The organism is Mailhella massiliensis (assembly GCF_900155525.1).
GTDB classification, from domain to species: Bacteria; Desulfobacterota; Desulfovibrionia; order Desulfovibrionales; family Desulfovibrionaceae; genus Mailhella; species Mailhella massiliensis.
Map to the genome: position 1 here is coordinate 606,729 of NZ_LT706952.1, position 23,022 is coordinate 629,750.

A 23,022-nucleotide genomic window follows, 5' to 3' on the forward strand; every position below is an offset into this window, starting at 1 on the left:
CTTCCAAAGGATATTCCCTGCGGGCGACGCCGCCTTTTTCATCGCCATGCGTAGGGTCGGGGATATCCCTTTCCGGGGAAGCGGCGTTGACGCATCGGCCGTGCCGATGCCTGTCGTTCCGCATTCCCCCGGCGGGCAGCGGGCGCTCACAAGGCCCTTTCGGGCGGATGCACCCGACGGCGGCCGTGCCGTCCGCGGACGGAAACCTCTTTAACTCCCCCTCGAATTTATGAAGCAAACGATAGGCATACGATTCAGCCGCTACGGTCAGGTGCTTGCCTGCCTGTACGACGCCGAAGGCGACGCTCCCCTCACCGTGGGCGAAAGCGCCATGGTCATGACGGAGCGCGGCCTGAACTGCGGCCAGGTGGTCTGGCAGAGGCCCTGGCAGGAAGAACTGGAACAGGCGCTCAAGGCCGCCAACGCCGCCGTGCAGAACATGAACGGCAACACGGAGACGGAAGAAGGCGGAGAAGAGAACGCACAGACGCCCATGCCCTCGGCCCGCCGCGCCACCGAAGAGGAAAAGCTCGCCGCGCAGGACAACGCCCTGCTTTCCCGGGAGGCCTATCAGTTCTGCCGCCGCTGCATTGCGGAGCGCAGGCTCGACATGAAGCTTGTGGACGTGGAGATTCTCTTCGACCGCAGCAAGATGGTCTTCTTCTTCACCGCGCCCACGCGCATCGACTTCCGCGATCTGGTGAAGGATCTGGTGCGCCAGTACCGCACGCGCATCGAGCTCAGGCAGATAGGCGTGCGCCACGAAACGCAGATGCTCGGCGCGCTCGGCAACTGCGGCATGGTGTGCTGCTGCCGCCGCTACCTGCACAAGTTTGCGCCCGTGACCATCAAAATGGCCAAGGAGCAGAACCTCTTTCTCAATCCTGCGAAAATTTCCGGCATCTGCGGCCGCCTGCTGTGCTGCCTGAGCTACGAACAGGAAAATTACGACGCCTTCCACCGCAGCTGTCCGAGGCTCGGCAAGCGCTACCAGACCACGGAAGGCCCCATGCGCGTGCTGCGCAGCAACATGTTCCGCAATTCCGTGGTGGTGCTGCCCGACGGCGGCCAGGAAACGGAAATGAGTCTCGAAGACTGGCAGGCGCTCAAGCCCAGCCGCAGCGAAGGCCCATCCTCCCCCGCCGGCAAGGAACAGAAAAGCCAGCCCGCCCCCGGCATGATGGTGTTCTCCACCGCGCCGGACACGCTGGACGACGACCTCGCCGACCTTGAGGTCGTGGACAGCCCCGCTCCGGCCCCTTCCCACGAACCCAGCATGATGAATTCCGAGGAAGCGACGCACCGCCGCAAACGCCCGCATCACCATCAGGAAAACCACGAAAGAAAAGGCCGCCCCCGGCCCGCGCGCGAACAGAAGGAGCGCCCCGCTCCCGAAGTTGCTCCCGAGCAGGACGCCGACGCCAGGTAAACAGGAGTTCTTGTGAAAAGCTACTACATCACCACGCCCATTTACTATGTCAATGCGCGTCCCCACCTCGGGCACGCGTATTCCACCATCGTGGCCGACACGCTCAAGCGCTTTCACCGTATGCTCGGGGAAAACGCCCGGATGCAGACCGGCACCGACGAGCACGGCGACAAGATCGTGAAGGCCGCCACCGCCGCGGGCGTGTCGCCCCAGGCCTTCGTGGACGACATTTCCAGCGTGTTCCGCAACCTGTGGCCCAAGCTCGGTATTGAGAACGACGGCTTCATCCGTACCACCGATCCCGCGCACAAGAAGGCCGTGCAGGTGCTGCTGCAGCGCCTTTACGACAAGGGCGACATCTACTTCGGCGAATACGGCGGCCACTACTGCTACGGCTGCGAACGCTTCTATACGGAAAAGGAACTGGAAAACGGCCTCTGCCCCCAGCATCAGACCAAGCCGGAATTCATCAGCGAGAAGAACTACTTCTTCAAGATGTCCAAGTATCAGGACGCGCTCAGGCAGTACATTCTCGATCACCCCGACTTCATCCGCCCCGAACGCTACCGCAACGAAGCCCTCGCCATGCTGGAAGGCGGCGTGCTGGAAGATCTGTGCATCTCCCGCCCCAAGTCCCGCCTCACCTGGGGTATCGAACTGCCCTTCGACAAGGACTATGTGAGCTATGTGTGGTTCGACGCTTTGGCCAACTACATCACGGCCCTCGGCTGGCCTGAAAACGAAAACGACGAATCCGGCGCGTACAAGACCTTCTGGCCCGGCGAACATCTGGTGGCCAAGGATATTCTGAAGCCCCACGGCATCTTCTGGCCCACCATGCTCATGGCCGCCGGTCTTCCGCTCTACAGGCACCTCAACGTGCACGGCTACTGGCTGGTGAAGGACACCAAGATGTCCAAGTCTCTGGGCAACGTGGTGGACCCGCTCAAGGCCGCCGAGCACTTCGGACTGGATGCCTTCCGCTATTTCCTGCTGCGTGAGATGAACTTCGGTTCCGACGCCTCCTACTCCCCGGAAGCCATCATCACCCGCGTCAATGCCGACCTCGCCAACGACCTCGGCAACCTGTTCAGCCGCGTGCTTTCCATGAACGCCAAATACTTCGGCGGCAGGATTCCGGCCCTCGGCGAACAGCTGGAGGCCGACGACGTGCTTTCCGAAGCCACGGACAACGGCGCGGCAAACTATGTGCAGCTCTTCGGGGAACTGCGCTTCTCCCAGGCGCTCGACGCGCTCTGGACGCCCATCCGCGCCATGAACAAGTATGTGGACGAACAGGCCCCCTGGACGCTGGCCAAGAACGGCGAAACCGAACGCCTCGGCACCGTCATCCGCACGCTTCTGGAAAACATGTACAAGGTGGCCTATCTGCTCTGGCCCGTCATGCCCGGCGCTTCCGCCGCCATGCAGGCCCAGCTCGGCCGTCCGCAGCCGCCCCTTTCCGAAGACGCTCTGAACGATGTTTTGCGCTACCGCATGCACCTGCGTACCGGCATGGAAATCGCCGCTTCCTCCAACCTCTTCCCCCGCCTGGAAATGGAAAAGGAAGAAGCGCCCGCCAAGCCAAAGAAGGAAAAGAAGACCGCTCCCAGGGAAGCCCCTGCCAAACCTGCGGAAGAAGCCAAGGCTCCCATTGAATTCGCGGACTTCCAGAAGCTCGATCTGCGCGTGGGTCACATCCTTTCCGCAAAGCAGCACCCCAATGCGGACAAGCTGCTCTGCTTCGAGGTGGACCTCGGCGAAGAAAAGCCCCGGCAGATCGTTTCCGGCATCGCCGCCCACTTCAAGCCGGAAGACCTGGTGGGAAGCCGTGTCGTGGTGGTGGCCAATCTCCCGCCCCGCAAGCTGCGCGGCGTGGAATCCCAGGGCATGATTCTCACCGCCGAATTTGAAGGCAAACTCGCGCTGCTCTCGGCCGAGGCTCCCGCCGGAGCCTCCATCGCGTAGGATAAGGCCGCACGGGCATGAAAAAAGCGCCGCTTCTTCGGAGGCGGCGCTTTTTTCTCCTGCATCTCCGGCGGCGTTTGCGCCGTACCCCGCCCACACCGCTTTTTGCGGCAGATGCGCGTTATGCCCTCTCCGTATGCCCTTCTGCGGCAGAAAGGGCCGTACAACCGCCGAAAACGCCTTCTCCGCCCCGTTTTTCTCCTTTCCCTTCCCTTTTATCAGGGAAAGCCCTCATTTTCGCCTGAGCGCCTTTCCGTCGTTTTTTCTGTCCGGGAGTATTCTGGAAAAAAGAAGAAAAAAGCCTCTTCCTTCCGCCGTGCGGAAAGAAAAGGCCGCCTGATAAAAAAGGCGGAAGGCCGCGGCCCTCCGCCCGTAACGCTCATGCTTCAGATTACACCTTCATGTAGGCGAATCCCGAATTCTGAAGCTGCACCAGATCCAGCGTTGCAGAAGGAACCACTTCCACAAACGACCAGATCATGCTCTTGTCCAGCTTATAGGAATCCATGGCGCACTGGCCCACATGGATTTTCAGGCCGTTGGCCACGGCTTCCTGAGCCTTGGCCAGAAGTTCGGTATTTTCCTTGACGAGCTGCTGCACGGCAGGCCCGTTGACCACCATGATGAGCTTGAAGGTCTCCACCTCGCTCAGGGCCGTGAAACCGGCCTTGGCGGCGATATCCACGGCGGAAATCTTGTGCCGCTTGAGCATGGCTTCCTTCTTGTAGTTGGCAGCCTGGCTGAAGGCCAGCTTGAAGATTTCGGCGTTATTGGCGTTTACATGGATGACCAGATCGTATTTCATGATATTCTCCTTGAACCCGGGATATGTCCGCTCCTGCGCGTGCGCTTCCAGCGCCGTCGAAAAGCGGAACACCGACCCTCCAGAACGAAGGGCGCATGTGAAAAGAATCTCATTACTGTCTTCTTCTGTCAATTCCTTTTTTCGGGTCCCCGCTCTGCGGAAAAAGCCCTCCGCAGGCTTTCGTGCCGGGGCCTGTTCCTCATAACGGCACGCTTTAATACAAAAATGTATCAAAATTCAGACTTGACAAATCCCCTTGCTCGGGAGCAACGTGCATTCCCTACCCCGTGACAAGGAATTGCGGTTCCTCAGGCAACGGGATAAGAGCGGAGCAGATGAAAACTCCACTCGCACGGACACGAGGGCGAAGACACGCCGCACGCAAAGAACATGCCGACTTCCCGCCGCGCGGCAGCAACATTGAGGGAAGGGTTGTTCTCCGGCGTTCCGCTCTCAGGTAGAAGCGGCCCCGCAAAGCGGGAGCCCGCCGCCCCGGAAGGGGTATTCTTCACCCGCCCGATCGCGAAAAACGCCCTTATGGAGAGGGCATGGAGGGCCGGCTCAGGCCGGATCTGTTATGTTTGGCACCCTTTATTTCTTCGGCTGCTGCGCGCTGCTCGTAGCCGGCTATGCGCTGTACGGCGCTTTTGTTGAACGTGTTTTCGGAGCTGACGGCTCCCGCGAAACTCCCGTCATGACCAGAAGGGACGGCGTGGACTTCGAACCCATGCCCCTCTGGAAGCTCTATATGAGCCAGATGATCAACATCGCCGGGCTCGGCCCCGTGCTGGGCACCATTCTCGGTGCTCTCTACGGCCCCGTGGCCCTGCTGTGGGTGGTGCTCGGCTCCATTTTTGCCGGTGCGGTGCACGACTACGTCGCCGGTATGATTTCCATCCGTGAAGACGGCATAAGCTACCCCGAGATCATAGGCCGCAACCTCGGCCGGGGCATGCGTGTGTTCATGGAATGCTTCACCATTCTCTTCATGATCATGGTGGGGGCCACCTTCGTGCTGGCTCCGGCCGCGCTGCTTGCCAGCCTCTTCCCCCATTTCCTTACGAATCTGTTCCCCTCCGCGCCCACGCTGGCCTGGAGCGTGCTCATTTTCGCCTATTACTTCGTAGCCACCATCATTCCTTTCGACCGTATCGTCAGCCGCTTCTACCCCATCGTGGGCGTGCTGCTCATCTTCATGGCTTTCGGGCTCATCATCGCGCTCTTTGCGCAGGGCTATGAAATCCTGCCGAATACGGACTTCTTCACCAACGTGCACCCCGCCGATGTTCCGGTCTGGCCGCTTCTGTTCATCACCATCGCCTGCGGCGCCATCAGCGGCTTCCATGCCACGCAGTCTCCCCTGCGCGCCCGCTGCATGACCAATGAAAAGATGGGTCGCCGCGTCTTCTACGGCGCCATGATCACCGAGGGCCTTCTCGGACTCATCTGGGCCACGCTCGCCCTGTCCTTCTACCCCGATTCCGCCGCTCTTTCCGCGGCCATGGGCCCCAAGGGCGCTCCCACCCTGGCGGTGCAGGAAATCGCCCTCACGCTGCTCGGACCGGTGGGCGGCATCTTCGCCATCCTCGGCGTGGTGCTGCTGCCCATAAGCACCGGCGACACGGCCTTCCGTGCCGCACGCGCCATGCTGGCCGATCACTTCCACATCGACCAGAAAAGCGTGACGAAGCGCGTGCTCACCGCTCTGCCCCTGTTTGCGGGCGGCGTGGCGCTCACCCTGCTCGACTTCCCCATCATCTGGCGCTACTTCGGCTGGGCCAACCAGACCATGTCCTGCGTGAGCCTGTGGGCCTTCTCCGTGTGGCTTGCCCGCCACGGCCGCCTGCACTGGATCACCACCGTTCCGGCCGTATTCATGACCACGGTGTGCACGGCCTACATCTGCTACGCGCCCATAGGTCTCGGCCTGTCCATGGAAGTGTCCACCCTCACGGGCATCGTGGTTTCCCTTGCCTGCCTTGCTCTCTTCCTGCATTTCTGCAGATCCGAACGTCGTGAAGGCGTAGGCGCTCACGTCGCCGGATAACAGGGCGGGACAGCCGTTCCCATCCCCGCCCTCAAGACCCCTCCCTGGAGGGGTCTTTTTTTGCGCCTTCCATAAACAACATGTATCCTTAATAAACATGTATCCTTCATACATGTTTCTCCTGCATACATGGCGGACTTTTTTCTGCAATGAATTCAAGCTGGTTCTCTGGCACGGATATTGCTACTTTTCAGAAACGTCCTTCGGACACGCATACTGCAAGGAGAATACATCTATGGCGGACATCGCATTCTTCGGACTCGGCACCATGGGGCTGCCCATGGCCCTCAATCTGCTCAAGGCGGGGCACTGCCTTCACGTCATGCCCTTCCGCGGCATCATGGAAGGCCCCAGAGAGGTGGAAAGACTTGGCGGCGTCATTCACGACAATCTGGAAGGCATGCTGGAAAAGGCCGAATTCATCATCAGCGTCGTGCCCAACGACGATTCCGTACGCGACATCTACCTCAACGAAACCATGAAAAACGCCGTCCGCCCCGGAAGCATCATCATCGAAATGACCTCCTGCTCCCCCGAGGTGGTGCAGGAAGTGGAAGCCTATTATGCGGACAAGAACGTCGGCGTCATCGACGCGCCCATCACCGGCGCACTGCCCAAGGCCATCGACGGCACGCTGACCATCATGGGCGCAGGCAGGGCGGAAGACTTCCAGAGAGCGGAAGCGGTGTTCGCTCCCATGGCCGAAAAGGTGTTCCAGCTCGGCAAGGTGGGCAACGGCAAGCTCATCAAGGCCATGACCAACCTGCTCGGCGCCGTGAACCTTGCCGCCGTGGGCGAATTCTACCGCTTCGCCTCCGCCATGGGGCTGAACATGGAGGAAGTGGCCGAGGTGGTGAAGAAAAGCGCGGGCGGTTCCACCCAGTTCGACAGAAACTTCTTCAAGATGGTGGAAGACAACTACAAGCCCACCTTCACCCTCGCCCTGCTGCGGAAAGACATGGGCATAGCCCTGCAGTGCGCGGAAAAACACCCGGAACTTGCCCTGCCGCTTTCCCGCCTGGCCTATGATCTTTACCGGCAGGCCTCCGATTACGACAAGGACGACTGCAGCTCCATCGCCCGGCTGAAAAACGTATAGGCGCTTTCCGCGAAGGTTCGCGACGGCCTGAGCCCAAAAACATGCCGAAGGCTCCGGGCTGACACGCCGCCCTGCAAGGCACGACAAAGGCCCCGGTTCCTCATGAGGAACCGGGGCCTTGTGCCGCAGGCAAAAATGCCGTTACTTCAGCTTGGAAAGCAGCTCTTCGCGGATGGCGTCGATGGTGCCGCTGCCGTCCAGTTCAATATATTTGGTCATGCCCTTGGCGGCCAGATCCTTGAAGTAGTAGGCCGCGGCCAGGGTGCCGTTCTTTTCGTCGTAGTAGATGTCGTGGCGCTTGTTGATGGCCTCTTCGTCCTGATCGTCGGGGCGGGTCTTCAGCGCGCCGCCGCACACACGGCACACGTCGCCGTTGGGCTTGATGGCGTCGATGAAGATGTTGTTGGGATGATTGTTGTTGTTCACGCAGAGGCGGCGGCCCATGATGCGGTCGCGGGCCACCTTGCGGGGCAGGAGGATTTCCACCACATAGTCAAGCTTGAGACCTTCCTTTTCCAGCGCGTCTTCCAGCTTGCGGGCCTGTTCCATATTGCGGGGGAAGCCGTCCAGAAGCCAGCCCTTGTCGCCCTGCGCCTCAAGGATGTCCAGCACCATGGGAATGGTGATTTCATCGGGAACAAGCTCGCCCTTATCGATATAGGCTTTGGCCTTTTTGCCCAGTTCCGTGCCATTTCCAATGTGCTGACGGAAAACGGCGCCGGATTCGATGTGCTGAATGCCGTACTTTTCCATGAGAAGGGCACCCTGGGTACCCTTGCCGCTGCCGTTGGGGCCAAAAATCAGAATATTCATCAGAATCCTCTGGCGCTTTCGCGCGTGAACGCCCCCGGGGTTCCTTCCCGGCGGGCTTCCTGCGTGGATGCTCCCGGCATACACGCGGAGCAAAGGCATCATGCGACGCCCGCTCCCATGGTTAACAACCTCTGCCGCGCCGTGCGCGGCCTACCCCGGACCATGCCGCCCTCGGCGGCTCCTCCCGTATGCGGGAGGAAAATATCAGCCCCTGTTCAGAGGCGGAAGCTCCTCTTCCTTCACCACAAGGGCGCGTCCCTCATGCTGGATGTCGTCCGCAAGGAGCTTGTACTCCTTCAGATAACGGTAGCCTTCGCGGGCGAATTCGGCATGAGACGTCTGCCGTACTATGCCCGGACAGTCCTCTCCGGCCATGGCGAAACTCACCTCGTCCACGAGATTGCCGCGGAAAAAGGGCCATGCACGGCACACGGCAGGACGCGCGGGATGGATGGAACAGCCCTTGCCCGCACGGAAGAAAAGACAGAAACCGTCCTCCCCGCATTTGAGCGTGGGCTTGCCGCCCAGATTCTCGGTATAACGCGCGAGCACCTCTTCCGCGGGAAGGTTGAAATGGGCGCAGAGACGCGGCAGGTCGCGGGGGCCGACCACGATGCCGCCGCGGCCTTCGCAGCATTTGCCGCACATGCGGCAGGCAAAGACGGAAGAGGATTCATCGAAAAGCGCGGTGTGCACGGTCTGAAGGCAGCGGTCCTCCACCACCTTCACTCCGGCCCCGGCCATGAGCTTCCCGGCCTCGGGGCTGCGTATGCCCTCCTGCATCCAGAAGATGAGCGGAAGTCTGGGCAGGGAAAGGGTTTCGCGCGCATGTTCGGCGCAGTACTGCGGCGCACGGAAAAGACAGATGATGTCGGGCTGAAAACCGCGGGAGGGAAGTTCCGTGATGTTGCGTACCGTGGGAATGCCCCACGCCTGCCTGCGCACGGGATGCACGGGCATGATGTTGAAACCGGCATTGAGGAGATAACGACCCACATGGTCCACTGGGGAACCGGGCCTGTCCTTGGCGCCTACGATGGCGATATTCCTCGCGCGGCCGAGCAGGTCGCGCAGATCGTCGAACAGCATGAAAACTCCGCAGGAGGCATTCGTCACAAAACGTGCATAGTGTAAGCCCGCATACCCTTTCTTGGCAATGGCCTCCGGCGGGAAAGAGGCAAAAAAAACGTGCCCGGGCATACGAAAACCCCCGTTTCGCAGGAAACGGGGGCCTGTCAGGCGAAAAAACTCCGCCGAAAGCGCCCGGCGGCGGAACGCCCTTCCCGGCTTTTCCGGGAAAAGCGCTCCGCCGCTTCCGCCTCAGGCCTTTTCCAGCCAGGCGTTCAGGCGCTCTTCATATTCTTCGTCGCTCCAGAGCCTGCGTTCGTACATGCCCGCAAGGGAACGCTGGCGCGAGGCTTCGGACAGCATGAGCGCGGAAGCCACGGACACGTTGAAGCTCTGCACCATGCCGTACATGGGAATGTACACCTCGCCGTCCACCATGGGAACCAGCTCGGGCGAGACGCCGGCGTGTTCGTTGCCCATGATGATGGCCGTGGGCTTTGTGAAGTCATATTCGGTGAGAGGCTTCGAGGCCGGGGAACAGCTCGTGGCAAGTACCTGCATGTTCTGTGCGCGCAGGCATTCCATGAGTTCTTCCTTGTTCGCATGGCGCACGGTGTTCACCCACTTGAAGGCGGAGGCCGAGGTCTTGCGGCTCAGCTGCGGAAAGGCGCAGCGCGAATAATACAGATGCACCTCCGGCACCCCGAAGGCGTCGCAGCTGCGGTATATGGCCGACACGTTGTGCGGGTCCCACACGTTGTCCATCACGAGGGTGAGGCCCTTCTGGCGCTGCGTGAGCACCTTTTCAATCTTCGCCCGGCGGCGTTCGGTCATGGCGCGCATCAGAACTCCAGAGAACCCGTGGTACGGGGGAAGGGAAGCACGTCGCGGATATTGGAAATACCCGTGAGCAGCATGATCATGCGTTCAAAGCCCATGCCGAAGCCGGAATGAGGCACGCTGCCGAAGCGGCGCAGGTCGAGATACCACCAGTAATCCTCTTCCTTCTGTCCGAGCTCCGCAATGCGGGCCACAAGGCGGTCGAGGCGTTCTTCTCTCTGGCTGCCGCCCACAAGCTCGCCGATGCGGGGAACGAGAAGGTCCATGGCGGCCACGGTCTCGTTGTCGTCGTTCATGCGCATGTAGAACGCCTTGATGTCCTTGGGATAGTCGTACACCGTTACGGGAGAGCGGAAATATTCCTCGGCAAGGAAGCGTTCATGCTCGGTCTGCAGGTCGGTACCGAAAGACACGGGATACTCGAACTTCCTGCCGCTTTCCTGCAGGAGCTTTACCGCGTCGCGGTAGCTGATGCGGGCATACTTCTTTTCCATCATGTCTCTGAGTCCGTCCAGAAGGCCGGGAGAGACGAACTTGTCGAACAGGGCCACGTCGTCCGCGCAGGTCTCCACCGTGTGACGCACCACATGGCGGATCAGCCCTTCGGCCAGTTCCATGTTGTCCCACAGGTCGTTGAAGGCGGCTTCGGGTTCCACCATCCAGAACTCGGCGGCGTGACGCGGAGTGTAGGAATGTTCGGCGCGGAAGGTGGGGCCGAAGTTGTACACCTTGCCCAGCGCGCAGGCCAGGGCCTCGGCCTCAAGCTGGCCCGACACCGTAAGGCTGGCCTGCTTGCCGAAGAAGTCGTTTTCAAACACGTTGCCGGATTCCGGCTTCGGCCCGCCGTCCACGGGAAGCGTGGTCACGCGGAACATCTCGCCCGCGCCCTCGCAGTCGGAGCCGGTGAGGATGGGCGCATGAACATAATAGTAGCCGAGGGAACGGAAATAGTCGTGCACGGCGAGCGCCGCCTCGGAACGGATGCGGAAGGCCGCGCCGTACTTGTTGGTACGGGCGCGAAGGTGCGCGATGGTGCGCAGAAATTCATCGGAATGGCGCTTTTTCTGAAGAGGGAACACCGCCGGATCGGCAAGGCCGAACACCGTCATGTTCCGGGCATGGACTTCCCACTTCTGTCCCTTGCCGGGAGATTCCACAAGGTCGCCGCAAACGCTCACCGCTGCGCCCGTGTTCACGCCCTCAAGGGCGCCCCAGGCCTGCGTGCCCTCGTCGATGATGCACTGCAGGTTCTTCAGGCAGGAACCGTCGTTGAGTTCAAGAAAGGCAAATCCCTTGGAATCGCGGCGGGTTCTCACCCATCCGCATACGGTAATGCCGGCGCGCGGTCCGGCGGAAGCCAGAGCTTCGCTGATACTGGTACGCTGCATGGAACATCTCTCCAGAGAGGCATGGCGGTTGATGTTTAAACGCAAGGCGGAACACGGCGCGGAAAAGACGCCCTGCCCGGCGGCGCGGGCAGTCCGCACGCCTTTTACGCAAAAAACGCTCCGCTCTTGAATGGTGTGTCAGCATACGCCATAGCGGCACGCTCTGCAACCGCCGCAAAGGCCTCTGCAAAAGCGCGCGGCCCAGGAAAACGCCGCAGCCGGGAATGCGGGGATGCCGTCATACCGGCGGAGGTTCGGAAACGGCGCAGCAGCCCCTTGCGGGCCGGGGCCCGGCCCGCTATACTGCCCCTCCCGCGCAGTACGCGGCCCTTCCCCAACCATATCGGAAAAAACATGAGCGTTATCGGCAACATACTCTGGATCATCCTCGGCGGCTGGATATCGGCCCTGCTCTGGCTTCTGGCCGGAGTGCTGGCCTGCCTGAGCATTGTCGGCCTGCCCTGGGGCAGAGCCTGCTTCGTCATGGCGGGATTTGTCTTCATGCCCTTCGGCTATGAATCCATCTCCCGCGACGTTCTCTACGGACGGGGCGACATGGGTACGGGCGCGCCCGGCATGGTGGGCAACGCGCTCTGGTTCCTCTTCGCCGGGCTGTGGATAGCCCTCGGCCATGTGGCCATGGCCGTGTGCCTCGGACTCAGCATCGTGGGCATCCCCTTTGCCTGGCAGCACCTGAAGCTGGCGGAACTCGCCCTCTTCCCCATAGGAAAAACCGTGGTCCCCTGCGAAGTCGCCGCCGAGGCGCGCCGTCGCCGCGCGGCCGAAGAACTCGACAGGAGAAGAAACGCATGAAATGGATCACCCATCAGAGCGTGGCGCTCATGGCCGCCTTTTCCGCCGGATTCCCTCTTGCAGGCATTGCCGCCGCCTGGGCTGGTTCCGTGATACCCGACGTCATCGACCAGCGCAGTGCCAATCGCGCCTTTTTCCGGCAGAAAAAATTCAATCAGGTGCACAGAAAGGGCTCGCACTGGTTCGGCTGGTGGCTGGCCGTATGGATATGGTCGCTCACCGGCCAGCTCGGCCCCCTGCCCGACGCTCTGGTGGGAGGCTTCGGCTTCGGCGCGCTCACCCATGTGCTCCTCGATATGTGCACCTCCCACGGCGTGCCGCTGCTGCCCTTCGGCAGGGTGCGCTTTTCCCTGAAGATATGCAGTACCGGAAGCTTCGGGGAATACGCCATACTCATCATGTGCGTACTGGTGTTCTGGATAGCGAAAAGGCCCGAACTTCTGCACTTTCATGTGCCGCTGTACTAGTCGCTCCTGAACGCTCCGCCTTCCGCGCCGGCGGAAAAAATCATGCCGGAAGAACCTGGCGCTTCTTCCGAAGGCCCGGAGGAAGGCTCCTTTCGTGAAGAACGGGGCTCCTCTTGCTGCGCTGCATACGCGGCGGAAACAGGTTTTTCCGAAGAAAAGGGCCGCTCCGCACGGAATTCTTCCCCGCCTGCAGACTCCGCATGTTTTCCCCGGCGGCCCTGCCCTCTGCCGGACTTCCGGGCGTACACGGCGTTCATGGCGCGCACGCGGCAGGCCACCGCCTTTCTGAGCGCTGCCGGAGACAGAACTTCCGCCGTATCCGCAAAGCTCATCACCCAGGCGATGACCTCGGCCTCGCTCCGGGCCGTCATGGTCAGCGTGACGGAGCCGTCCTTATGTCTTGTGATCTTCTGGTCGCGGCTCCACGTCCGTTCCGAGGCATAGGTCGCGGCCGAGGGGGCAAAGCGCACGCGCACGGTGAAGGGTTCTTCCCCCATCAGGCCGAAACAGCCTTCCAGCGCATCCGCATCCCCGGGGAGGGATTCCGCATTTCTCCGCGTCATGCGGGCCCCTGTCATGCGGTGTACGGCAAGGCTGGTGGGCGAGGAAAAAAGCGCCCCGGCCCTGCCCTTTTCCGACACCAGCCAGCCGCGCGCATACAGTGCCTCGTGATAGGCCACGATTTTCACCGGAGCAAAGCAGTGCCGCTTCACTTCGCCCTGAAGGGTCGCCCGGTACGACACCTCGCATACCCGATGCAGCCGTATGGCCTCCATAAGTTCCCTCAGCGTTTCCTGAAACGGCGTATAGTCGATGGGCCCCTTGGCAAAGGCGCAGCCCACCTCCTCGATACCGCACGGTTCGGCCCCTTCCGGCAGATAGGCCGAAGCCTTCTGAAGCGTGGCATCCACCGTTCTGCGCATGGATTCCGGCAGAAGATGCATGAGAAAGGCCCGGCACAGGGCAAGCTGACGCAGCCCTTCGGGATCAAGACTGAGCTTCGGCAGATTCCGGGGCCTCTCCAGACGGTAGGCCACCTCGCGCCCGTGCATTTCACGAAGCAGCGTACCGAAACGCGAGGCCTCCAGCTGGTCGATGAGTCTTCTCACCGTCTGCTTGGAACAGTCCAGCCTGCGGGCCAGCTCCGTCAGACTCATTTCCCGGCCGCTGAAAAGCAGCATGGTGTACACGAAAAGCAGCCTTTCCGCAGGCGTCACATCCTGATTCCATTTCCTGCCCATACTCTTCCCGTCCTTCTGCGCCGCCGGAAACGGCGGTACGACGTTCCTCAGAACGTAGAAAAAAAGCAGACTGCGGGCAAGAAGAAAGGAAAAATCACAAGGCCTTTCGGGAAAGGAAACCGACGGTGCCTTCCCGCTTTTCCAGCTTGAGTTCCGCCTCGCGGACAAGGGCCTGCACCAGTTCCCCGTGGGACACCTGACCGGGTTCCGTAAAAAGCGGATCGTACTGCATACGCACGGCATGAAAATCCCCGGGGGCAAGATTCCGAAGGGCAAGGAGCTTTCGGCAGAGCTGCTCCGGCAGAGACTCCCCGCAGAGCGGCGCAAGCATGGTTTCATACAGCGTGCGAATCTGCCCGCTTTTGGCGTAGCCGAAAGCCACCTTGTACGAAAAACGCCGCATGGCCGCCGCGTCGAGCATCTCCCGGCGGTTGGTGGTGCAGACGCAGAACGTCCGGCACTGTTCAAGCGAGGTAAGAAACTCGTTGACCATGGTGTTCTCCCAGGAATGGCGGGTCGATTCCCGGGAAATCAGGAAACTGTCCGCCTCGTCGATCACAAGCACCGAACCGGTGTCTTCCGCCTGCCGGAAGGCCCGGGCAATGTTCTTTTCCGTTTCCCCCACAAAGGCGCCCATAAGGTCGCTTGCCCGCCTGCACAGACATTCGCGATCCAGTTCCCCCGCGATATGGCGGGCCAGCGCCGTCTTGCCCGTGCCGGGAGGCCCGTAGAAAAGCATGGTGCCGCAGCCGGGACGCGGCGCATCGCCCCTGCGGAGGGCGGCATCCACACGACGGCAGCGCTGCATGAGCCGTTCCGCATCGCCTTCCAGGCACACGCCGTTCATCGTGAAGTCCTCTTCGGAGGAAGGAATCGTCCGGGGCTGAAAGTCTCCTCCCTCCTGAAGCGTGAGGTGTGCCTTAAGGATGCGCTCCAGCGCATGGGAAAAATCCCGGCTTCCGCCGTACAGCCTGCGCGCCTGCGAAACGGCCTCCTGAATCACCGCAGCTTCCACGGGATACTTCTGGGAAAGTTCCTTCATGCGCGGTTCGGAAAAGCTCCTTGCCATGCCGAGCCTTCTCATGACCTGCCGCCACACTTCCACGCGGTCGCGCACGTCGAGTTTTTCAAAATGAATGCTGTAGGTAAAACGCCGCCGCACGGCAGGGTCGATGTGCTCCACCTGATTGCTTATCCAGATGATGCGCTGCCCCGGCCTTTCCAGAAAATCGTTGAGCCAGGCCTTGTCCTTGGTCTGCCGGCCGAAGACGAGATCGGTATCGAGCAGTCTTTCGGCCTCATCCACCACCACGAAGGAACCCTTGTGACGGGAGGACAGATTCAGACATGCCGTAAGCGAGGCGCGGCGGTCGGCGTCGCTGTCGTTCTCCCGGCTGCTCACGGACCAGGCGCTTACGCCGCACGCCTCCGCAAGAGCCCGGACAAAGCTGCTCTTGCCCGTGCCGGAAGCTCCGTAAAGCAGAATATGCACGGGTTCCCCGCCCCCGCTCTTCAGAAGCTTCAGCACATGACGCTTCACCTCCTCAGGAATGCGGAAGGCGGAAAGAGGCAGACTTTCCCCTTCGAGCGGACGGCAGAAAAGCAGATCCTGCCGGGGTTCCTCACCATCCCAGAACGCAAGCATGATTTCGGAAAGTCTCAGGGAATCGCCGAACGTATCCATGAGGCCCAGAGTGATAAGTTCATTGATGAGCGGACGAAGACGGGAAAAGGATATGTCCAGCATGGAGGAAAGCAGACGCCGGCGGCCGAAACGGAACACCCTGAGTTCATCTTCAAAATAGTGCTCCACCGCAGAAAAATGCTGGATCAGAAAAATGAACTCGCAGAGTCTCCACGCCTCGGGCCCGAGTCCGAACACACGTTCAAAGCCGCAAGATGCCTGCTCGAAAACGCTTCCGTCCGTTCCGTCCGTGACCGCTGCCCGGCAGGCTTCTTCCGCGCAGGCATAAAAAAACGCCTCCATGCAGGGATGATCGCCGATGAGTTCCTCGCATACGGAGGCGGCGTTCAGCATACGCATATTCGTCAGCACATCCTGAAGGGCCTTCACGGCGGCAGTCACGCCGTTTTTGTTCCGCCCCGTCTGCATGGCCTGCAACACGGCCCTGAGCAGCAGTTCCTTTTCCCCCAGAACCCAGAACAGACATTCGAAAAAAGGATCATCCATGGGAATGCGCTGTTCCAGTACGCGCATGAGCCATAATGCGGTTTTGCGCCGGGCATCTCTGACTTCCACATCGCCCGTATTCTTCGACATCATAACGCAGCTCCTCTTTGTGCGTTTTCCATGCAGTTTTCTCATGCCGAAGAAGTCTACGGAAACATCGTGCCAGATTCCGACAACCGTTCCATCTTTTTATCATCAAGTATATCAAATAGATAAAAAATATCTACGAAAATTTCCCCCAAAAGGACGACAAAAAAGGCGGGGAACAGCCCCGCCTTCCACATGCAGCATCAAAACGCTCAAAAGAGCACGGAAAACGCCCTACCCCTGACCGGCATCCGCCTTCACACTCACCGGAGAAAGACCGGGGCGCGACACGCAAAGCGCTCTGCCCGTGCCCGTATCCACCAACACAAGACGCGACAGGTCGAATCCTGCGGAACGAGGCTCGGCATCGGGCACGATCATGCGGCAGAACACGGAAAGTCCCTCCCCGCCCTCGTCTTCGCTCCTTCCCAGCGCGAGCCTCTCCTCTTCCGAAAGCAAAAGAGAAAAAGCGGGAGAAAGCAGCGTCACATCGCCGAGCAGAAAAGCTCCCTTTCCGGCCATGTCCAGAAGGACGGCCGCGGCTTCCGGGGAAAAACGGCGCAGCACGCCGCGGCACGCTTCGCCCGGGGTGTCGAACCCGAAAGGAAATGCAACTTCGTATGTCATGGACAAAATGTTGCATAAAAAGCGGCAACGGGCAAGGCGCACGCCTTCTGCCGGAAGCACGAAGGAACCGGGCCCCCGCTTTCCTGCCCGCACACACCGCCCCTGAGCACGCTCCGCCCTTGCTGCAGAAGGGAACGGAAAACAGGCGGAACCATGACTTGCCGAAGAATGCGCAGCCCCTCAGGCAGCGCATTCCCGAGAGCGCGGAACAGGAGCGGAAAAATACGGAACCTTACAGAGGCGCGCCCGGGCTGCGGCAGTCCAGAGCATGGCGCAGAATACGCAGCGCCTCGCGCATTTCCGAGGTGGAAACGGTGGGAGGCACGCCTTCGGGCAGAAGACGACGCAACAGCAGCATACCCAGAATACAGGATGTGAGAATGCGGGCCGAGGGCACGCCCCCTTCCCCTTCCGTCTTCTCAATGTCCGTAAGAAAGCTCTGCATCTTTTCCTGAATCACGGGAGAAGCCTCCTGCGACATGGAAGAAAGCATGAGTATGTTCAGCAGTTCGAGCAGACCGTCATCCTCGAAGCCGATCTCGAAGGAACGGACGATTCTGCCCGCCAGATCCCCCAGCTTGTTCTCATCGCTGAGCGGCGGCCTGCGGCTGGAAATGCTTTCGAACACGGCGCGGAACAGATCCTTTTTCGAACCGTAATAACGGGAGATCAGCGCCACGTTGACCCCCGACATGTCGGCCACCCGGCGCAGCGACACAAGCTCATACGGATACCGGGAAAAAAGCTTTTCGGCATTTTTCAGTATTCTGAGTCTGGTCTGCGCGGCATTACGGCCGGGCCTTGCGCCGGATTCACACGGGCAATCCAGAGGTTCGAAAACATCCTCATTCATACGCATCCACCTTGAATCTCATACAATAACGCCATGTTCCCTTATACCCTGCTTCATGGCCGAACGCAAGTAAACACTTGTTGACTTAATGACGAAAACCCTTTAACTCTCCATCCGCATCATGTTCGACCAGGAGGAATCCCATGCATCTGCGCAACCTGTTTCTGCTCGCGGCCGCCGTGCTGCTGCCGTGGAACGCGGCCTTTGCCGACGAGCTTTCCCTGAGCGTCGGCGCCTTTGCGACGCAGTCCGAATACAAAGGCGCCGACACGAGAGTACTGCCCATGCCCGTGATTCAGTATGAAGGCAACCGCTTCTTTCTCAAGAATGCGGAAGCGGGCGTTTATGTATGGAGCGACGAAAGGCAGAGGCTCTCCGCGGGGCTCACGCTTCTTCCCCTGTATCTTCGCACCGGCAAGTGCGACGATCAGGCCATGAAGCAGCTCGACAACCGCAACATCATCGTGCTCGGCACGCTGGGCTATGAACTGGAAACGGAATACGGACGGCTCAGGCTCACGGCGTCCGGCGACGTCACCGGAACAAGCGACGGTTTTCTCGCTTCCGCAGTCTACGCCTATCCGTTGCGCCGGGGCGCGCTGACCCTTACCCCCAACGCGGGCGTGATTTTCGCCAGTTCCGACTTCAACGACTATTATTACGGCGTAAGTCATGCCGAAGCGGCCAGAAGCGGATTTTCCCACTATGATCCCGAAGCCTCGTTCACGCCCTTCCTCGGCGTCGCCGCAAACTACAGGCTCAGCGATCACTGGAGTCTCTTCGCCACATGGAAGATCACCTTCCTCAGCGACGAAGTGAAAGACAGCCCCATGGTGGACAGGGACACGCAGCACATCTTCGGCGGCGGCATCACCTACAGCTTCTGATCCGGCGCGAAAAACGCGCCCCCTTCCCTTCGCGCAATGCGCGCTTCCGGCTCCGTTCCCCCCATGAGCCGCAAGCGCACAGAACGCCGCAGCATGAAGACGGAACCGGCACCTCCTCGCCGATTCCGTCTTTTTCTTTCCTGCGATTCGTTCCGAAAAAAGGCCTCCTGCCGATCCCCCTGCGGCAGAAGCCTCCCGCATTGCCGCGCAACGTGTCCCCCCCCAAAAAAAAGCGTCTCCAGCAAAAACGCGCGGCAAAGGACGGCCCTTTCCGCCCTTTGCCCAGACGGCGCGAAGAAGACTCCCCCGGACGACAAAAGGCGGAACCGACTTTTGTCGGTTCCGCCTTTTTCATGCATGATTGCGGCAGACTAGCGCTTTTTCTCTTCCATGCACACCACGCGCACGCCGGGATGCCCTTCCGTGCGCGAAGCCTGCGCCTTGAAGAGCGCAAGCCAGTTTTTGCCGAGCAGGGTTTCCGCCAGCCACTCGGCATTGTGCAGTACCGGGCGGTGCGTATCGATGACGGGAGTATCCCCCGCAGCCTTGTTCTTGCCGCGCGCGGGATGACTCATATCCATGGTCATGAGCGTACGGGCAATGCCTATCTTGCAGGAGGGACAGCCCACCAGAATGGGCGCATCGGCCTTGTAGCCCGCAAGAGCGCTCTGCAGCCGGTCACGCTTGCGTTCGCGCAGAACATTGTAGATGTCCGGGCAGGTGTAGGCCCCCGCGCCGGATTCGCCGCAGCAGCCGGGATTGATGAGGATGGATGCGCCGGTGATGCGTTCAAGCGCCCGCGCCACCTTGCCGCCGTCCTTGGTGGCCTTCACGCCCGACCATGCCGGATGGCAGGAGGAATGGTAGATGATGTGCTCGTCGCTCACTTCCACGCCGTGGGGCAGGCGGTCCACCAGCAGCTGCACGATATCGTTGTGGGGCAGCACGTTGCCGTCCGTGCCCGTGATGCCGTGCCGCATGAGCGAATCACGGCAGGAACCGCAGGCGGTGACAAGCATGTTCACGTCGAAGCCCGCCTCGTATGCGGCCTGAAGCGTGGCCGCGATGACCTGCCGGTTGTGCTGCAGATTCTCCTCATACTTGTCGGCCCCGCCGGCGGCAAGCAGGGGGTAACCGCAGCAGAGATGACGGCCGGGCAGCACCACGGGCACGCCCGCGTGCATCATGAGCGCGATGGAGGCCAGCGCAATGCGGCGGTAGAACAGGCTGCCGCCGCAGCCGGGGAAATACAGCACCGCGGGCACGCGGCCTTCCAGCACCCCCTGGGCGGAAATGTCGCCGCTCACGGGAAGGAAGAGATGCGCCGGGGCGTTTCTGTCGAGATGCAGGCTTTCGTAGATGCTCACCATCCCCAGCGCCGGGCCGCGCGCGGAAAAGAGCGGGCTGCTCATGCGTCTGCGCCAGACGCGGGGCACCAGCGGAATGAACTGGTTCATCACGTTCTGGCCGAGCGCCGCCATCTTGGCGAAGGCGGGAAGGCGCTTCTCGGGATCGGACGCGAGTATGTTCAGCACCTGCGACTTGACGGGATGCCCGCCCATGCCCTCGCGCTTTACATAGGCAAGGGAGCTCAGGGCCACTTCCGGCGATTCAATCTTCACCGGGCAGACGGAGGTACAGCGGCCGCAGCCGGTGCAGTGCTCCACCAGATGGCGCAGCTCGCCCAGAAGTTCCTGCGAAGGCTTGCCGCTCGTCACCTGGGAATAATAGATGGCCTCGGTAAGCGCGCCGAGAATGAGGTTCTTGTTGCGCGGATTGTACTGGAAGGAACGCTCGGGGTACACCATGGGGCATACCTGCTTGCACTTGCCGCAGCGAGTGCAGGTCTGCACCTGGGAAAGCAGGCGGATGAGGCACTCCTTGTCCGGCAGGCCCGATTCCCGGATATCCGCAATGAGTCTGTTGAAGGAGAAGGTGAAGGGCCTCACGGGAAGCTTGCGCGTGACGAGTTTGCCCGGGTTCAGCAGATCGCGCGGGTCCACGCGCATCTTGAACTCGCGCAGGCTCTCCATCTGCTTTGCATCCAGAAACGCGATCTTGGTGATGCCTATGCCGTGTTCGCCGGAAACCGCGCCGTCCAGTTCCTGCGTTTTGGCCATGACCTGCATGGCCACATCCTCGGCATGTTCCATCATGCGCGGATCGTTGGAGTTCACCGGAATGTTCACATGACAGTTGCCGTCGCCCGCGTGCATGTGGCTCGCCACCACGATGCGGCTGCTCTTCATGTATGCGATGATGCCGTCCACGCGGGAGGCAAGACGGGGGAAACGTTCCTTCTGGGCAAGAAGCCACGTTTCGGCACGGGCGGCCACCTCTTCATCCACCAGATCGGGGTCGATATTGGATTCGTCGCTCGCCGCAACGTGCGAAGCGAAGGAGAACTCCTCATTGAAGGCCGGGTCTTCCAGCGGGAAGCCCTGAAGGCGGGAAAGTTCCTGAAGGGCGAAACGGTAGGCATCCGCCGCGGCCACCACGTTCAGCGCTTCCAGATAACGGGCGAATTCCGGGATGCTCCTCATGGGGAGCACCACGTCCTCGTTCATCTTGAAGCCGGAGGTACGCCTGGCAATGGCGGAAAGGCGGTGTCTGTCCTCCCAGAACTCGGCGGCCTGCTTGTCGTCCTTCGCAATGGCGGCAAAAACATGCGGGTCGCCTTCGGCAAGGGCGTGTATGGCCTGCACGGTATCGTCGAGCACATAGGCGTCGTTGCCGTCCACCTGCACGATGATGACGGAAATGGGGCTTCCCTCGTGCCTGTCGGACTTGCGCTGATAATTGATGGCCTGCACATACTTGGAGTTGAACTCCTCAAGGGCGGAAACGCGCACGTCGCCGCCCTGCTCGCGTATTCTGTCGCGCAAATTCACGATCTTGCGTACCAGCTCCGCCGCAGGAACCATGGACGTGCCGTAGAATTCCAGCACCATCACGCGGGAAACGGAAGGCTTGGGATGCAGCAGGAACGTGGCTTCGGTGATGATGCCGTCTATGCCTTCCTTCTGCATGCCGGGCAATCCGTCCAGCAGCTTGTTGGTCACGTCCTTTCCGAGGCCGTCGTGCCGTACCTCGTTGCCCTTGAGGCGCACCACGTTGCGCATGCCGCCGGAAAGATCCTTCACCTCGAAAACCACGGTTTCCTCGGGCAGAATCTTGTGGCCCGGGTGATTCACCCTTTCAATGCGGATGATCTCGCCCGTGGGCGTGACCATGCTCCAGGAAAGAAGATTGTCGATGGTGGTGCCGTATTCGAAGCAGAAGGGCCCGCCGGAGTTTTCCGACACGTTGCCGCCGATGGTGGAGGCCGTTTTGGAAGCCGGGTCCACGGTGAAGAGCAGCCCCTTGGAAGAGGCGAAGTCGATGGCGTCCTGCGTGACCACGCCTGCCTGACACGTCATGGTGCGAGCGGCCCTGTTCACCGATTTTGCCGTAAGGCGCGTGGTGCTCACCACCACGGTACGCTTGCGCGTGGGCACGGTGCCGCCGGTAAGGCCGGAAGCCCCGCCGCGGGGAATGATGGCGAACTTCATTTCGTTGGCAAGACGCACCAGCGCGCTGATCTGTTCCGGCGTATCGGGTTCCACCACCAGAAGAGGCAGTTCCATGCGCAGGTCCGTGGCGTCGGTGGCGGCGGCCACCAGCGCGCCCCGGCGGCGCAGGATGCAGTCGTCGGGCATGATGGAGGAAAGCCGTCCCGTGAGCTCCCGGCAGAATTCCAGCTCCGCCTCGTGGGCGCTCCAGAACATGGTGATGCCTTCGCTTATGGCCGTGGCGTACTGATGGGCGAGGGAGGGAGATTCCGCCTGATAATGCTCGTTGACGCTCTTCTTCACGTCGCCTGCGGAAATGAAGGGGTTGTAGGCGACGAGGAAAAGCTCTTCCGCTATATCAATGGCAAGCTGCCGGACGCTCTGGGGCCAGCGCTCGAACTCATCCAGATTGATGCGGAGTATGCGGTTGACCACATATTCTGCCGATATGGAAATGTGGGGCCCTTTATGGGGCATGGCTCTCTCCTTGAAAACAAAATTTCGATTCTTTAACTATATTCCGATAGATAGTAATATCAATATATTATTATATACTACGCTGCAAATGCGCCTTTTCCGCGCCGCCCCGACCTCTGCGCGATGCAGAAGGTGGTGCCACAGAAAAAAAGGAAGGAACAAAAACTCCCCGGAGCGTTCCTTCATAGCCTGTCCGTCAAAAATTGGCAAGAGACCGGCAAAGGCCCCGCCGGCGTGTCTTCCCCTGCCGACATCATGGCAACTACGGGAAATCATGAGGATAACATGACCTCCTGCCTCTTCTTCGGAAGCCTTCCCCCGGGTATGAGCGCTCCCGGCTTTCTGCGCGGGGTTAGAAAGCGCGGCCCATG

The 23,022-nt window shown here is 60.7% G+C and carries 17 protein-coding genes; 7 read left to right on the forward strand and 10 right to left on the reverse strand.

The window, feature by feature from the left end:
• Window positions 1-229: 229 nt before the first annotated feature.
• Together CZ345_RS12950 and metG are read left to right on the forward strand one after the other, a co-directional pair.
• Window positions 230-1,429 (forward strand): PSP1 domain-containing protein, encoded by a 1,200-nt coding sequence (locus CZ345_RS12950; protein ID WP_077073518.1) that lies wholly within the window; start codon window positions 230-232, stop codon window positions 1,427-1,429.
• Between the two features lie 12 nt (window positions 1,430-1,441).
• Window positions 1,442-3,397, forward strand: a complete 1,956-nt coding sequence (gene metG, locus CZ345_RS12955) for a methionine--tRNA ligase (RefSeq protein ID WP_077073519.1) — start codon at window positions 1,442-1,444, stop codon at window positions 3,395-3,397.
• 391 nt (window positions 3,398-3,788) lie between these two features.
• Here metG and CZ345_RS12965 read toward each other — a convergent pair whose 3' ends face one another.
• The gene (locus tag CZ345_RS12965; RefSeq protein ID WP_144277357.1) at window positions 3,789-4,202 is read right to left on the reverse strand and encodes a DsrE family protein; all 414 of its coding nucleotides are present in this window, start codon (window positions 4,200-4,202) and stop codon (window positions 3,789-3,791) included.
• 577 nt (window positions 4,203-4,779) lie between these two features.
• Here CZ345_RS12965 and CZ345_RS12970 point away from each other — a divergent pair.
• Both CZ345_RS12970 and CZ345_RS12975 read left to right on the forward strand, forming a co-directional pair.
• Window positions 4,780-6,249, forward strand: a complete 1,470-nt coding sequence (locus tag CZ345_RS12970) for a carbon starvation CstA family protein (RefSeq protein WP_077073522.1) — start codon at window positions 4,780-4,782, stop codon at window positions 6,247-6,249.
• A gap of 235 nt (window positions 6,250-6,484) precedes the next feature.
• On the forward strand, window positions 6,485-7,348 hold the full coding sequence (locus tag CZ345_RS12975; RefSeq protein ID WP_077073523.1) for an NAD(P)-dependent oxidoreductase: 864 nt from the start codon (window positions 6,485-6,487) through the stop codon (window positions 7,346-7,348).
• Window positions 7,349-7,489: 141 nt separating this feature from the next.
• On the opposite strand, the gene CZ345_RS12980 is transcribed toward CZ345_RS12975, so the two are convergent.
• The 4 genes from CZ345_RS12980 to asnS all read right to left on the reverse strand — a co-directional run bounded on the left by CZ345_RS12980 (window position 7,490) and on the right by asnS (window position 11,457).
• Window positions 7,490-8,161 (reverse strand): adenylate kinase, encoded by a 672-nt coding sequence (locus CZ345_RS12980; protein WP_077073524.1) that lies wholly within the window; start codon window positions 8,159-8,161, stop codon window positions 7,490-7,492.
• 204 nt (window positions 8,162-8,365) lie between these two features.
• Window positions 8,366-9,250, reverse strand: a complete 885-nt coding sequence (locus tag CZ345_RS17610) for a CoA-binding protein (RefSeq protein WP_077074103.1) — start codon at window positions 9,248-9,250, stop codon at window positions 8,366-8,368.
• A gap of 231 nt (window positions 9,251-9,481) precedes the next feature.
• On the reverse strand, window positions 9,482-10,075 hold the full coding sequence (locus tag CZ345_RS12990; protein WP_077073525.1) for a TrmH family RNA methyltransferase: 594 nt from the start codon (window positions 10,073-10,075) through the stop codon (window positions 9,482-9,484).
• A complete protein-coding gene (gene asnS, locus CZ345_RS12995) occupies window positions 10,072-11,457 on the reverse strand; it encodes an asparagine--tRNA ligase (protein WP_077073526.1) in 1,386 nt (461 codons plus the stop codon). Before asnS ends, CZ345_RS12990 begins: the two co-directional genes overlap by 4 nt.
• Before the next feature lie 354 nt (window positions 11,458-11,811).
• Between asnS and CZ345_RS13005 the strand changes: the two genes are divergently transcribed.
• Both CZ345_RS13005 and CZ345_RS13010 read left to right on the forward strand, forming a co-directional pair.
• Window positions 11,812-12,270, forward strand: coding sequence for a YccF domain-containing protein (locus tag CZ345_RS13005; RefSeq protein ID WP_077073528.1), 459 nt, complete (start codon window positions 11,812-11,814; stop codon window positions 12,268-12,270).
• The gene (locus tag CZ345_RS13010; RefSeq protein ID WP_077073529.1) at window positions 12,267-12,737 is read left to right on the forward strand and encodes a metal-dependent hydrolase; all 471 of its coding nucleotides are present in this window, start codon (window positions 12,267-12,269) and stop codon (window positions 12,735-12,737) included. Before CZ345_RS13005 ends, CZ345_RS13010 begins: the two co-directional genes overlap by 4 nt.
• On the opposite strand, the gene CZ345_RS13015 is transcribed toward CZ345_RS13010, so the two are convergent.
• The 4 genes from CZ345_RS13015 to CZ345_RS13030 all read right to left on the reverse strand — a co-directional run bounded on the left by CZ345_RS13015 (window position 12,734) and on the right by CZ345_RS13030 (window position 17,736).
• Window positions 12,734-13,978 (reverse strand): helix-turn-helix transcriptional regulator, encoded by a 1,245-nt coding sequence (locus tag CZ345_RS13015; RefSeq protein ID WP_077073530.1) that lies wholly within the window; start codon window positions 13,976-13,978, stop codon window positions 12,734-12,736. The two genes, CZ345_RS13010 and CZ345_RS13015, sit on opposite strands and share 4 nt — an antisense overlap.
• A gap of 94 nt (window positions 13,979-14,072) precedes the next feature.
• On the reverse strand, window positions 14,073-16,262 hold the full coding sequence (locus CZ345_RS13020; protein ID WP_239446691.1) for an AAA family ATPase: 2,190 nt from the start codon (window positions 16,260-16,262) through the stop codon (window positions 14,073-14,075).
• A gap of 228 nt (window positions 16,263-16,490) precedes the next feature.
• A complete protein-coding gene (locus CZ345_RS13025) occupies window positions 16,491-16,883 on the reverse strand; it encodes a hypothetical protein (protein ID WP_144277358.1) in 393 nt (130 codons plus the stop codon).
• Window positions 16,884-17,115: 232 nt separating this feature from the next.
• The gene (locus tag CZ345_RS13030; protein ID WP_077073532.1) at window positions 17,116-17,736 is read right to left on the reverse strand and encodes a TetR/AcrR family transcriptional regulator; all 621 of its coding nucleotides are present in this window, start codon (window positions 17,734-17,736) and stop codon (window positions 17,116-17,118) included.
• Window positions 17,737-17,879: 143 nt separating this feature from the next.
• On the opposite strand from CZ345_RS13030, the gene CZ345_RS13035 reads away from it, so the two are divergent.
• Window positions 17,880-18,623 (forward strand): MipA/OmpV family protein, encoded by a 744-nt coding sequence (locus CZ345_RS13035; RefSeq protein ID WP_077073533.1) that lies wholly within the window; start codon window positions 17,880-17,882, stop codon window positions 18,621-18,623.
• Between the two features lie 371 nt (window positions 18,624-18,994).
• On the opposite strand, the gene CZ345_RS13045 is transcribed toward CZ345_RS13035, so the two are convergent.
• On the reverse strand, window positions 18,995-22,651 hold the full coding sequence (locus CZ345_RS13045; protein ID WP_077073535.1) for an FAD-binding and (Fe-S)-binding domain-containing protein: 3,657 nt from the start codon (window positions 22,649-22,651) through the stop codon (window positions 18,995-18,997).
• Between the last annotated feature and the right edge of the window lie 371 nt (window positions 22,652-23,022).